The following is a 12728-nucleotide window of genomic DNA, read 5'->3' on the forward strand; positions in this document are numbered from 1 at the left end:
CCACGCCGCGAGGCTCAGTGCGCGCCGGGTTCCGGTGGGGAGCCATCAGTGCCCGGGGCCGTAGGCCCGCGCGATGTCAGGGGAGTCCAACCAGCCCGAGTACGTCGGCCGCTGCGGCCATCCCTCGGGCAAATCCTGCCACTCCTCCTGGCGGCCCCACGGCAGGAGGTCGATGAGCGCGAACGAGTGGCTGAGCTGTTCGGTGCCGCGGCCGTTGGTGTGCCAAGTCCGGTAAACGGTGTCACCGTCTCGCAGAAACACGTTGACCGCGAAACCTTCGCCGGGTGGAGCGTCGACGTCGGCGCCGAACGAACTCTCCGACGACGAGTACCAATCCATCCGGTTGCCGACCTTGGTGCGGTAGGCCAGCACCTCGTCGATCGGGCCGTTGGTGACGATGACGAAGCGGGCGTCGTAGCTGTCGAGGAACTCCAGCCGGGTGAACTGCGAGGTGAACCCGGTGCAGCCGCCGCACTGCCACTCTGCGCCGTCGGTCCACATGTGGTTGTAGACGATCAGCTGGGAGCGCCCCTCGAACACGTCGGCCAGTCGGACGGGCCCGTGCTCACCGATCAGCGTGTAGTCGGGCGTGCGGACCATGGGCAGGCGTCTGCGCTGGGCGGCGATCGCGTCCAGCTCTCGTGTCGCCGCCTTCTCGCGGCGGCGCAGGTCGTCGAGGGCGGCGCGCCATGTCGCCTCGTCGACGACGGGCGGTAGGGCGGCCGGTTGAGTCGGGACGGACATCGTTCCTCCTGCGATGGTCGTTTCTCGCAGGTTATGACCGACTCAGCGCCCGAAAGTCATCGTCAGCTCTTCTTGGATCCGCCGGATTTCTTACCGCCGCCGGAGTTCTTGCCGCCCTTCTTCGATGCACCGGGCGTGTTGGCGATGGCTGCCGCGCGGGACTTGCTCATGCCCTTCTCGCGCAGACCCTCGTACTGTTTGTCGTTTTTGACGCTGGAACCGTGATCCTTCGCCATCGTGGCCTCCTCGCTGGTGGTTGCACGTGCGTACCGAATACCCGCGAGCGTGCGGGTTTGCACCCGACACCCCGGGAAATTTCAGCGATTGGCGCACGCTCACGGCCCCGCGAATGTGCGCGTATCACCGCATGACGTGCGGATACTGCTTGGCAGGGTGTACATCGAACATGTCGCGGTACGACGGCGGCTGACGGTCGCCGTCGTCTTTGATGCCGTACTTGAGCGCCAACTCCGCCCCGATGAGCGTCCGGCCACTGACCTCCATCAGAGCCGGATCCCGATACAGCGCCCAGATGACATGGCCCGTCAGGTCGGGGGTTTCGGCGGTGTCCAGGATGTGCCCGAACTTCTCGGGATTACTCGCGATGATCCCGCGGACACGCTCGGTCAACAGCGACCCCATCCAGATCGACACCGCGGCGATGCCGAACTCCCGGAAGTCGACGGCCATATCGGCGGCCATCTTGTCGGTGCCGGCTTTGGGCACCCCGTACGCCGGCCCGAACGCGTAATGCACCGCACCCGACGAGGAGGTGAACGCGACCAGGCCGCTGCGCTGCGCAAGCATCAGCGGTGCGGCGTAGACGGTCGCGACATAGCTGCTGCGCAGTCCGACGTCGAGCGTGTCGATCACGTTCAGCGGTTCTTCCCAGAACTTCGTGCGCCCCATCATCTCGTCGCGGATCAGCGCTGCATTGTTCACCAGGATGTCGATGCGGCCCTGTTCGCGTCCGACTCGATCGAAGAACGCCTTGACCTGATCGTCGTCGCCGTGATCGACGCGGACCGCGATGCCCGTACCTCCGGCATCGGTGACCGCCTGTGCGGTCTCGTCGATCGTGCCCGACAGTCTCGAACCCTCTGCGTCACCGTTGTTCTGGGTTCGGCCCGTGACATAGACGGTGCACCCGTGGCTGCCCAGCGCGCGTGCGATGCCCGCGCCCGCACCGCGGCTGGCCCCTGTCACCACCGCGACTGTCCCGGTCACCTGATCACTCTCCTCGAACCTCGATCCGACTTCGAGGCTGTACTGTACGCTCGTACAGCGGAGTGGGTCGACTCGGGCTCGGAAGGACCATGCATGACTAGGTACGACTACATCGTTGCCGGGGCCGGATCGGCCGGATGTGTTCTCGCCAACCGGTTGTCGGCCGACCCCCGCGTGTCGGTGCTGCTGGTCGAGGCCGGTGGATCCGACCGCCATCCGTTGTTCCGAATTCCCAAAGGGTCCGGAATGTTGTTCGAGAATGAGAAGTACGTGTGGCACTACACCACCACCCCGTTCGGGCCGGACGGCCATTCCGAACAGTGGATGCGCGGCAAGGTGCTCGGCGGTTCCAGCTCCATCAACGGGATGATCTACAACCGGGGCCACCGCGCCGACTACGACCACCTCGAGCGGCTCGGCAATAAGGGTTGGGGTTGGGACGACATGTTGCCGATCTTCAAAGCCTTCGAGGACAACGAGTTCGGCGCCTCCCCCACCCGCGGCACCGGTGGCCCACTGCACATCTCGGTGCCGGATGGCCCCGATCCGCTGTGCGAGGAGATGATCACGGCAAGCACCCGTGCGGGGTTCGACAGGATCCAGGACATCAACGAGTCCGACGCCGAGCGGGTCGGGTATGCCACCTCGACGATCCGCAACGGGCGCCGGGTCAGCGCGGCAAGCGCGTTCCTCAAACCAGCTGTGCGGCGGCCGAATCTGACCGTCGCGACCAACACCGTCGCCCGTCGCATCCTGGTCGAGAACGGCAGGGCGGCCGGGTTGGAGGTCCACGGTCCGCGCGGTGTCGCCGAGGTCCGCGTCCGCCGAGAGGTCATCATCGCGCTCGGCAGCCTCAACAGCCCACGGCTGCTTCAGCTGTCCGGCATCGGGCCGCGGGACGTCTTGAAAGCTGCAGGTGTGCCCGTCGTCCTCGAGCGCGACAACGTCGGCCGCAGAATGCGTGAACACCGCTGTGCGGCACTGCGGTTCAGGCTGAAGGAGGATCTCGGGTACAACAAGCTGCTCTCGAGCAACCTCGGTCAGGCCATCACCGGCATGAAGTACCTGGCGAGTCGGAAGGGCCCGCTGGCCGCCCCCTCGTTCGACATCGTGGCGTTCGCCAAGTCACATGAGGGCGCCGACCGCGTCGACGGTCAGATCATGATGGGCCCGTGGACGCTTCCGCCTTACAACACCAGCGGTGAACCGGTGAGCATCGAACGCGAGCCCGGTATCTCCTGCCTCGGCATGGTGCTGCGCCCGACATCACAAGGCAGCGTGGAGATCACCTCGAACCGGCCGGACACGGCGCTGCGGATCGACCCCAATTACCTGTCCAGCCCTGAGGACCGGGAGACGATGGTTCGTCTGCTGCGCCGGATGCGCGCCATCTTCGAGCAGTCGCCGATCGCCGAACGCATCAGCCACGAGACATACCCAGGGCCTGCGGCGCGCAGCGACGACGAACTCGTCGACGCCGCCCTGGAGGGCGGATACTGCGGCTACCACGCCATCGGGACGTGCGCGATGGGTCCCGGTGACGACGACGTAGTCGACAGCGAGTTGCGCGTACGCGGCATCGACGATCTGCAGATCGTCGACTGCTCGGTGCTGCCGACCATGGTGGCGGGCAACCTCAACGGGCCGGTCATGGCGGTGGCCTGGCGGGCCGCCGACCGGATTATCGACGGCTGACGGCCGCAGGCATGGTGTCCCATCCGCGCACGGTCGATGACCTTGAGCGGCGCGCGTTTTCGAGGTCGATATCCCATTCGGGCCAGCGCTTGAGAACCTCTTCCAACGCGATCCGGCCCTCCAGCCGTGCCAATGGTGCGCCGACGCAGAAGTGCGCCCCGCGACCGAAGGTCAAGTGCCCGCCCGGCTTGCGGTGGATGTCGAAGCGGTCCGGGTCGGCGAAGTGGCGGTCGTCGCGATTGGCCGACGCCAGCATCATCAGTAGCGCGCTGCCCGCGGGTACCGTTTGGCCCTGGAACTGCACATCCTCGGTGGCGACGTAACGCGCGACGTGCGGACCCGGCGGCTCGTAGCGCAGCAGTTCTTCGATGGCGCCCGGCACCAGGGACAGATCGGCGGCGAGTTCCTTGCGCTGGTCCGGGTGCTCGGCGAGCACCTTGCCCATCCAGCCGAACAGCCGGCCGGTCGTCTCGACGCCCGCGCCGGCCACGACGGCCAGAAAGACGACGATCTCCTCTCTGGTGAGCCCCCGGATAGTGCCCGTCTCGTCGGTGAACTCGACGTTGAGCAGTTCGGTGATCAGATCGTCGGACGGGTTGTTCTCGCGCCACGCAACGTAATCGGCGAACATGTCGCCGTCGAAGTAGTGGTCCTTGTCCACCGGCAGCGGCTTGCCCGGTTCGTTGCGCAATGACTCGTGTGCGTGGGCCCGGACCGCGGGCTGCTCGGCGTCGCGGATACCGACCAGCATGCCGATGGTCTTCATCGGCAGTTCGGCGCCGAGGTCGACCACGAAGTCGAACCGGTCGCCATCGGCCAGCGGATCCAGACACGCGATACAGAAGGACCGGACCTTCTCCTCGACCGCCCGGATCCGCTTGGGCGTGAAGGCCCGAGACACGATCGCGCGGTGGATGGTGTGCAGCGGCGGGTCCTCGTTGATGAAGACTCCCGGCGGCATCACCGGATCGACCATGACGACCTCGAGGATGTCACCTTTGGCCGAGCTGAGCCGTGCCGTGTCCCGCAGTGCGGCGTCCACGTCGTCGTAGCGGCTGACCCCCCAGAAGCCGTGGCGTTCGTTGTGGTACAGCGGAGCTTCTTCGCGCAGCCTGCGATACGTCGGGTAGGGGTCGAGATCGATTGCGACGTCCCAGGGGTCGTAGTAAAGGTCGCTCACACGATTCTCCTCGGAAAGTTTGTACGAGCATATAGCATCGGCTATACGGTCGTATAGGGAGGAGGGCTCGATGCCCAAGCGCATGATCGTGACCCTGCTGGTGATGAACTCGGTCGGTCACAACTTTCAGGGCGGCTGGCGGCATCCGCGCGCCCGTAACCGGGATTTCAAGACCTTCGACCTGTGGACGGAGCTGGCGCGCAAGGCCGAAGCCGCCAAGATCGACGCATTCTTCTTCACTGACACGCTCGGCGTACAAGGCGAATACAACGGGTCGGGCAACGTGGTGTTCGAACAAGCCATGAACGTGCCGATCGGTGACTGCACGATGCTGATTCCCGCACTCGCCCGCGAAACCGAGCACATCGGGTTCCTCTACACGAGTTCAGTGATCCAGCAGCACCCGTTCGTATTCGCCAGGCAGGTTTCCACGCTCGACCATCTCAGCGGCGGCCGGGTCGGCTGGAACATCGTCACCTCTGCCAACGAGCGCGCATTCGCCAATCTGGGTGTACCCGGTCAGATGTCACACGACGACCGATACGAGTGGGCGAAGGAGTACGTCGACGTCGTCTACAAACTCTGGGAGGGCTCCTGGGACATCGGCGCGGTGGTCGACGACCCGGCCAGCGGTGTGTACGCCGATCCGGCGAAGGTGCACGAGATCAACCACGTCGGACAGCGCTACCGCGTTCGCGGGTACAACCTGATGGAGCCGTCGCCCCAACGGGTTCCACTGCTGGCGCAGGCAGGCGGGTCGCCCGCAGGCCTCGAATTCGCCGCCAACCACGCCGAGTTGATGTTCCTGTCGGCGTTCACCCCCGAAACCATCGCCCAGCAGGTGGCCGCCGTGCGGGGGCTGGCGCGCGAACGCGGCCGCTCGGCCGACGACATCTTGTTCCTGCAGGGGCTGATGTTCGTCGTCGGTTCCACCGACGAGGAAGCCAACCGCAAGTGGATGGAGCTCGAGGAGTGGCGCAGCACCGAGGCGCAGACCGCATACTTCGCCAGCCTGAGCGGAATGGACTTGGGCCAGTACGACCCCGCCACACCGCTGGTCGACCTGATCGACGAGATGCCAGGTATCCGCGGAGCATTTCTCTCGTTGATCAACGCGTGGCCCGAGGGAGGGACGCCGACGATCAACGATTTCGTGTCGACGATGTCGTTGCCGCAGATGGTGGTCGGATCACCGGAGACGATCGCGACCCGGTTGCTCGAGTTCCAGGCCGCCGGGTCGGACGGCATTCAGGTCATGAACATGCTGATGCCGGAGAGCTACGACGAGTTCTTCGACCATGTCGTACCGGTGCTGCAGGACAAGGGCCTGATGCAGACCGAGTACCGTCCCGGCACGCTGCGGGAGAAGATCTTCGGCGCCGACGACCCTCACATCAGCCCTCGACATCCGGCGTTCGGATATCGCGGCATGTTCAGCTGAGGGCCCGCGCCGCGGCGGGTGCGAGAATGTTCGTCAGCCAATCTGAGAGGTGACGATGGCAGCATCGCCCCGCCGCGTCGGCGCGGAGACGTCGAAGACACGTGACACCCTGCTCGACGCCGTTGAGAAGATGATGCTCGAAGAGGGATACGCCAGCGTGAGCTATCGCGCGCTGGCCGCGAAGGCCGGCGTCACCGCGAGCCTGGTGCAGTACTACTTCCCCTCGCTCGACGACATCTTCTTGGCCGCGATCCGCCGCTACTCGGAGCGCAATCTCGCGGTGTTGAGCAAGGCGCTCGAGACACGGTCCGAGGATCCGCTCCATGCGCTGTGGGAGTACAGCTGGGACGAGGCGACCGGTGCCCTGATCACCGAATTCATGGCGCTGGGCAACCATCGCAAGTCGATCGCGTCGGAGATCGCCGAGGTCACCAACCGGGTCCGCGAGATACAGGTCGACGCGCTGGCGCAGCGGTATGGCGCCCGCACCCGATTTGAGGGCGACCTGTCGTTGGGTGCCGCCGTACTGCTGATCACCGGAATCCCCAAGTTTCTCAACCTCGAAGAGGGTGTCGGCGTCGACGCAGCGCACACCGACGTCGTCAAGGCTGTCGAGAAGTACCTCGACGCGATCGAACCGCGACCCGCGCGCCGCAAGCCGAGGAAGGGTTCGTCCACTCGCCGCTGACCGTGCTATACATCTGCATGGGTTGTACGTTCGTATAGCAAAGCTCGAGCAAGGGGATGGACGACGTGAACCGCGTAGCAGTGGTCACCGGCGGCGGTTCGGGGCTGGGCCGGTCGATAGCCGAGCATCTCGCCCGCGAGGGGCATTCCGTCGCGGTTCTGGATGTCAATGGCGACTCCGCTTCGCTAGCCGCCGACGATCTGCGGGCGGCGGGAGCCCACGCGGTCGGCCTCCAGGTCGACGTGTCCGATCAGAGCGCGGTGAATGCAGCGTTCGAGGCGGCACGAAACACGTTGGGCCCGGTCGGAATTCTTGTCACGAGCGCCGCGCTGGCCGGGTTCACGAAATTCGACCAGATCACCCTCGACGAGTGGAACCGCTACCTCGCGGTCAACCTGACGGGCACCTTCCTGTGTCTGCAGGCCGCGCTGCCTGACATGGTCGCTTCGCAGTGGGGGCGCATCGTCACCATCTCGTCGGCCGCGGGCCAGAACGGCGCCGTCCATCAGGGCCACTACTCGGCGACCAAGGGCGGGGTCATAGCGATGACCAAGACCGTTGCCGCGGAGTACGCGGCACGGGGGATCACCGCCAACACCATCCCGCCGTTCGTCATCGACACCCCGATGCTGCGCGCACAACAGCGCGCCAAGAAACTGCCGCCGGCAGAGATGCTGGTGCGCGCGATTCCCGCCGGACGCCTGGGCACCGGCGACGACGTGGCGGCCACGTGTGCGTTCCTGTGTTCGGAGGGCGCGGGTTACGTCACCGGTCAGGTGATCGGTGTCAACGGCGGGGCGGTGCTGTGACGGCTCAGCCCGCCGGTGGCACCGGCCGCACCCTGTTGTGCACCAATTCGATGAGCTGACCCTCCGGATCGCGTGCCATACAGGCGAATCCGCCTCCGGGGTCGGCGATGATCGTGCCGCCTGCGGAGGTGACCGCCGCCTGCGCCGCGGCGATGTCCTCGACGGCGATCGACAGGTGGGTGAGGCCTGCGGTGACCATGCCGCGTTCGGGCTCATCCGGTGCGGGGTGCCCCGAAAACGTCAGCAGCTGCAGTACGAAGCCGTCGTTCTGCAGGTATGCGGCTTCGAACCCGATCGGCGGGGTGAGCGGAAGCAATCCGGCCGCCATCTCGTCGGGGATCGTCAACCGCTTCACCTCGGCGAATCCCAGGGCTTTGTAGAACCGCTTCGAGTTGTCGAGGTCGCGAACGCGTAAGCCGACATGGCTGACACCCATGTCACACCCCCGCCGGGCCGGGGCCGCCATGCATGTACAGCGTCTGGCCCGAACAGAAACTGGAGGCGTCGGAGGCGAAGAATAGTACGCCGTGCCCGATCTCGTCGGGCTCGCCGACGCGGCCCGCGCCGTTGGTCTGGCCGATCATGTCGATGTCGAAACCCTGCCGCTGCGCGTCGGATTCGAGGCCGGGTGTGCGGATGGCCCCGCAGGCGATCGCGTTGACCCGCACGCCTTTACGGGTCCACGCCGCGGCCATCGACCCGGTCAGGTTGTTCAGCCCGGCCTTGGCCGCGGCGTAGGCCACCGCCTGCGGCATCGCCAGCAGGCTGGCGCCCGAGGAGATGTTGACGATGGCGCCCTTACCCTGCTTGATCATCGGCTCGACCGCCGCGCGCGACAGGTACCAAGCGCTCGACAGGTTCAGGTCGAGAACGTGCTGCCACTCGTCGTCGGTCCACTTCATGATCGACTTCGTCTCGCCGCCACCGGCGTTGTTCACCAGCACGTCGACGCGACCGAACTCGACCAGCGTCGTGTCGACCAACGCGCGACACGCGTCGGCCCGGGTGACGTCGGTCGGCACCGCCAGCGCGCGGCGGCCCAGCGACTCGATCTCGCTCACGGTGGACTTCAACGGTTCGGCGCGGCGCCCGGCGAGCACGATGTCGGCGCCGCGTTCGGCCAGCGTCAGTGCCGATCCGCGGCCGATGCCGGTTCCGCCACCGGTGATGACGGCGACCCGCCCCTCCATCGAGAATCTGTCGTTCACGGTCATGCCCTTCCCATTCTGGTGTGGTCTATCGGGTTGCTGGCCAACGGAGTTCGTCGGCCGTGGTGGCGTAACGATCGAGGAAGCTCAGTGTCGTCGACGGGTCGTCGCCATCGCGCCGACCGCCGCCGAGGACGACCCGGTTGAAGCCGAGGTCCCGGTATCGCGAGAGCTTGTCGGGTTTCGGATCGCCCCAGGCCATGACCGTCAGGTCCAGCGCCAACGGATCGCGGCCGGCGTCCTCGGCGGCATGCCGGTAGTCGGCCAATGCCGCACCCAGGTCGCGGAACGCCGCATCGCCGGGCAACCAGCCGTCGGCCCAACCGAGACACTCGCGCGTCCCCCTCGGGCCCGTGGTGGCCGCCAACAGCGGCGGATGTGGCCGCTGAACCGGCTTGGGATAACTCCATACCGGCCCGAAACTGTAGAACTGCCCGTGGTGTTCGGCCTCGTCGTCGACCCACAGCTTCTTCAGAGCGGCGACCATGTCGCTCAAGGCGCGGTACCGGTCCTTCCACGCGATCGGACTGCTCGCTTCCAGTTCCGTGCGCATACCCACGCCTACGCCCAGCAGCAGGCGGCCCCCGCTCATCTGATCCAGCGTCGCGACTTGCTTTGCGAACGTGAATAATTCGCGTTCCAGCGGTAGAGCCACCGAGGTGCCGACCCGCAACGTCCTCGTCGCCCGCGCAGCGACCGTCAGCGACAGGAAAGGATCCCACATCTGCTTCTGCGCCTCGAGCAGGCCGGCGGGGAGCTGCCCGCGGGCGGCCACCGGGATCTGCGGGTGCTCCCCGAGCCACAGCGACTCGAATCCCCGCGACTCGAGCTCGGCAGCGAGCACATCGGCTTCGAGGTCGCGCGGTGTGTTGAGGGAGACGAAACCGAGGTCCACCCTCACGCTCCTTTACGCCGTCGCCATTGTGCCATACGATCGTACAGTGCCATACGTTCGTACAACAAGCGCTCGTCTGAGCGGAAGGCTTTCACCGTGACGGCGCCGGTGACCGACGAGCTGTACTACGACCCGTACGACGTGGCGATCGACGTCGATCCGTATCCGGTCTACCGACGGCTGCGCGACGAAGCGCCGGTGTATTACAACGACAAGTTCGGGTTCTGGGGCCTGAGCCGGTTCGCCGACGTGGAAGCGGCGCTGCGCGACGTCGAGAACCTCAGCTCCGCCAAGGGTGACATCCTCGAGGTCGTCAAGGCCGAACCGGTGATGCCACTGGGAGTTTTCATCAACGAGGACCCGCCGTTGCACACCGTGCACCGCCTGTTGGTGTCGCGCGCGTTCACCCCGCGCAAGATGGCGGCCATCGAGGATCAGGTGCGGGCCTTCTGCGCGACGTGTCTCGATCCTTTGCGCGACGGTGATCGCTTCGACTTCACCACCGACCTCGGCGCGGAAATGCCTATGCGCGTCATCGGAATGCTGGTCGGTATGCCGGACTCGCTGCAGCGGTCCGTCCGCAGTGTCGCCGGTCGCCGACTTCGCAACAAACCGGGCCAGCCGTTACCGGTGAGCAAGAACAACTACTTCAACGGCAACATGTTTCGCGACTATGTAGCCTGGCGCGAGAAGAATCCGTCAGACGATTTGGTCACCGAACTGCTCAACGTGGAGTTCGCCGACGTCGAGGGCACGGTGCGGAGGTTGAGCACCGAGGAGCTGCTGGTCTTCCTCGGCGTGATCGCCAACGCGGGGACCGAGACGGTGGGGCGGTTGTTCGGTTGGCTGGGCAAGCTGCTCGGCGAGCACCCCGACCAACGACGAGAGTTGAGCCGTGACCCGCGGTTGATCTCCAATGCCGTCGAGGAGGTGCTGCGCTACGAGCCGCCGGTGCACCATATCGCCCGCTACGCGGCCAACGACGTTGTGTACCACGGCCAGACGATACCGGCGGGCAGTGCGCTGCTGCTGATGTCCGGTTCGGCGAACCGCGACGACCGCAAGTTCGACGACCCGGACACGTTCGACGTTCATCGGGTCGCCAACAACCACCTGTCGTTCGGTCGGGGCACGCACTTCTGCCTCGGCGCGTCGCTGGCCCGGGTTGAAGGCCGGGTGGCTCTGGAGGAGATCCTCAAGCGCTGGCCCGACTGGACGATCGACATCGACAACGCCGTGCGGGCGCCGACGGCGACGGTGCGCGGCTGGGACTCGATGCCGGCGGTGCTCGGCTGAGGCTTTCGGTCCGCCGATTGTGCGTTCAGCGACGCGATCCGCCGGGAACGCGTCGCGGAATGCACAATCGGTGCGTGGCGTCAGCGCCGAGAACGGCCCGCCGGTAGGTTGAGCCGGCTGTCGGGGGTTTCGAGCTCGGCGAATTGCATTGGCCATGCGTCTCTTCCGTGCTCAACAACCCAGCACGACCCGCTGGCGTCCAGCGGCGCCGTCGCTGCGATGACGACCGCGTCGGCGCTGGCCTCCGGTTCCATCACCGGTACCCCGATTCCTTCGACCAGCGCGCGGCGGTCGCCGAGGGCACCCGTCTCGGTGATGCCCGGGCAGATCGTGTGTACCGCGATGCGCTCCGCGGCGAGGTTCGGAGCCACGGAACGCATCAGGCCGACCACGGCGTGCTTGCCGAGCGCATACACCGGATCGGGGTGCCACGGCATCAGGCCGGCCAGCGATGCGGTCGCCAGGATAGCGCGGTCGGCGACGCCGAGGGAACGCATCGTGCGCACGGCGGTGACCATGCCGAACACCACGCCGTCGAGATTGACTCCCAACGACTTTCGGTAGTCGGCGAGGTCGAGCACACCGATGTCACCCGACCACCTGATCGTGATGCCGGCGTTCAACAGCGCGAGATCCAGCCCGCCGAGCTCCTCGGCGCACCGCGCGAACGCAGTCACCACCTGATCAGGGTCGGCGACATCGCACGCCAGCGCCAGCCCGCCCAACGGATCGGCCACGGCATGTGCGGCGGCGCCGTCGATGTCGAGCACGCAGACCCGCATACCTTCGGCCGAAAGCCGTTGGGCGGCGGCGCGACCGATACCCGATCCGCCGCCGGTGATCAGCGCGACGCGCCCGGCCAGCTGCATCAGCGCCTCACCACCGGTCGACGGGCTCGCTGTCGATCTGCAGCGGACGCGCATAGGACAGGTCGGTGCGGTCCCACTTGCCCTTGATGAAGCCCTTCACCGCTCCGGAGGCCAGCACCGACGAGTCGCCCTGCATCATCCACTCGATAGTGCAACGCCGCAGCGCGATTTTCCACGCCCCGTCGCGGCGCTCGAGGCGGTCGAGATAGCGCCCGCCCATCAGCGCGACCACCTTGCCGCCCTTGGCCCGCATCGAGCCCATCACGTAACTCTCGGCATGGGCGACGTCACCGTCGATCTCGCAGGTGTGGGTGGTGATGTTGTGCAGGTGGTCCTCGAACACGGCGCTGTGGGCGTCGTTGGCGTACTCGGCATACTCGGCGCCGACCTTCACCACCGGACCGTGTTCGTCGACACCGTCGGAGAAGTAGACGCTCGACATCAGGTCGGCGTCGTGGCGGTCGTGGCCGCGGGCCTGATTCATCACGCAGTCCAGGATTGCGATCCGGTCCTCGACGTACTGCAGCCGGCTGCGCAACTGGGTGAGATCGTCGGCGGTGGTCATGGGGGCCCCTTCCGTGGCATCTATACGGCCGTACAGCACGTTATACGATCGTATAGCGTCGCCTCAACGGGCTCGCCTTTCCCGATAAGGTCGTCGGGCAGGAGCAGGACG

14 protein-coding genes are annotated in these 12728 nt (G+C 66.3%); 5 read left to right on the forward strand and 9 right to left on the reverse strand.

The features are described 5' to 3' along the window. Positions 1-45: 45 nt before the first annotated feature. The 3 genes from CEX88_RS06115 to CEX88_RS06125 form a co-directional block, all read right to left on the reverse strand. A complete protein-coding gene (locus CEX88_RS06115; protein ID WP_094292768.1) occupies positions 46-744 on the reverse strand; it encodes a DUF899 domain-containing protein in 699 nt (232 codons plus the stop codon). A 62-nt stretch (positions 745-806) separates the two neighbouring features. After that, positions 807-980, reverse strand: a complete 174-nt coding sequence (locus CEX88_RS26020) for a DUF7218 family protein (protein WP_164674041.1) — start codon at positions 978-980, stop codon at positions 807-809. A gap of 124 nt (positions 981-1104) precedes the next feature. Continuing rightward, positions 1105-1971: an SDR family NAD(P)-dependent oxidoreductase gene (locus tag CEX88_RS06125; RefSeq protein WP_094292770.1), complete on the reverse strand. Its 867-nt coding sequence runs from the start codon at positions 1969-1971 to the stop codon at positions 1105-1107. Positions 1972-2064: 93 nt separating this feature from the next. Between CEX88_RS06125 and CEX88_RS06130 the strand changes: the two genes are divergently transcribed. Beyond that, entirely contained in the window at positions 2065-3666 is a 1602-nt protein-coding gene (locus CEX88_RS06130) for a GMC family oxidoreductase (protein ID WP_094292771.1), read from the forward strand. Here the strand turns inward: CEX88_RS06130 and CEX88_RS06135 are convergent. Further along, the gene (locus tag CEX88_RS06135; protein ID WP_094292772.1) at positions 3653-4846 is read right to left on the reverse strand and encodes a cytochrome P450; all 1194 of its coding nucleotides are present in this window, start codon (positions 4844-4846) and stop codon (positions 3653-3655) included. The genes CEX88_RS06130 and CEX88_RS06135 overlap by 14 nt on opposite strands. Positions 4847-4916: 70 nt before the next feature. On the opposite strand from CEX88_RS06135, the gene CEX88_RS06140 reads away from it, so the two are divergent. The 3 genes from CEX88_RS06140 to CEX88_RS06150 are packed head-to-tail and all read left to right on the forward strand — an operon-like array spanning position 4917 to position 7784. Beyond that, a complete protein-coding gene (locus CEX88_RS06140; RefSeq protein WP_094292773.1) occupies positions 4917-6287 on the forward strand; it encodes an LLM class flavin-dependent oxidoreductase in 1371 nt (456 codons plus the stop codon). Positions 6288-6342: 55 nt separating this feature from the next. Next, positions 6343-6975 carry a TetR/AcrR family transcriptional regulator gene (locus CEX88_RS06145; RefSeq protein WP_202931385.1) on the forward strand — a complete coding sequence of 211 codons (633 nt, stop codon included), beginning with the start codon at positions 6343-6345 and terminating at the stop codon, positions 6973-6975. A 56-nt stretch (positions 6976-7031) separates the two neighbouring features. Beyond that, positions 7032-7784: an SDR family NAD(P)-dependent oxidoreductase gene (locus CEX88_RS06150; RefSeq protein ID WP_094292775.1), complete on the forward strand. Its 753-nt coding sequence runs from the start codon at positions 7032-7034 to the stop codon at positions 7782-7784. Positions 7785-7788: 4 nt separating this feature from the next. Here the strand turns inward: CEX88_RS06150 and CEX88_RS06155 are convergent, their stop codons facing one another. The 3 genes from CEX88_RS06155 to CEX88_RS06165 are packed head-to-tail and all read right to left on the reverse strand — an operon-like array spanning position 7789 to position 9887. Then, positions 7789-8220 carry a VOC family protein gene (locus CEX88_RS06155; RefSeq protein ID WP_094292776.1) on the reverse strand — a complete coding sequence of 144 codons (432 nt, stop codon included), beginning with the start codon at positions 8218-8220 and terminating at the stop codon, positions 7789-7791. A gap of 1 nt (position 8221) precedes the next feature. Further along, the gene (locus CEX88_RS06160) at positions 8222-8992 is read right to left on the reverse strand and encodes an SDR family NAD(P)-dependent oxidoreductase (protein WP_202931391.1); all 771 of its coding nucleotides are present in this window, start codon (positions 8990-8992) and stop codon (positions 8222-8224) included. Positions 8993-9020: 28 nt separating this feature from the next. Next, positions 9021-9887 carry a TIGR03619 family F420-dependent LLM class oxidoreductase gene (locus CEX88_RS06165; protein ID WP_094292778.1) on the reverse strand — a complete coding sequence of 289 codons (867 nt, stop codon included), beginning with the start codon at positions 9885-9887 and terminating at the stop codon, positions 9021-9023. A 96-nt stretch (positions 9888-9983) separates the two neighbouring features. Here CEX88_RS06165 and CEX88_RS06170 point away from each other — a divergent pair, with 96 nt between their 5' ends. Continuing rightward, positions 9984-11183, forward strand: coding sequence for a cytochrome P450 (locus CEX88_RS06170; RefSeq protein ID WP_238381965.1), 1200 nt, complete (start codon positions 9984-9986; stop codon positions 11181-11183). A gap of 80 nt (positions 11184-11263) precedes the next feature. Here the strand turns inward: CEX88_RS06170 and CEX88_RS06175 are convergent, their stop codons facing one another. Both CEX88_RS06175 and CEX88_RS06180 read right to left on the reverse strand, forming a co-directional pair. After that, a complete protein-coding gene (locus CEX88_RS06175) occupies positions 11264-12052 on the reverse strand; it encodes an SDR family oxidoreductase (RefSeq protein ID WP_094292779.1) in 789 nt (262 codons plus the stop codon). Between the two features lie 7 nt (positions 12053-12059). After that, the gene (locus tag CEX88_RS06180; protein WP_094292780.1) at positions 12060-12617 is read right to left on the reverse strand and encodes a nuclear transport factor 2 family protein; all 558 of its coding nucleotides are present in this window, start codon (positions 12615-12617) and stop codon (positions 12060-12062) included. Positions 12618-12728 lie beyond the last annotated feature (111 nt).

The organism is Mycobacterium neumannii, from assembly GCF_002245615.1.
GTDB lineage: Bacteria > Actinomycetota > Actinomycetes > Mycobacteriales > Mycobacteriaceae > Mycobacterium > Mycobacterium neumannii_A.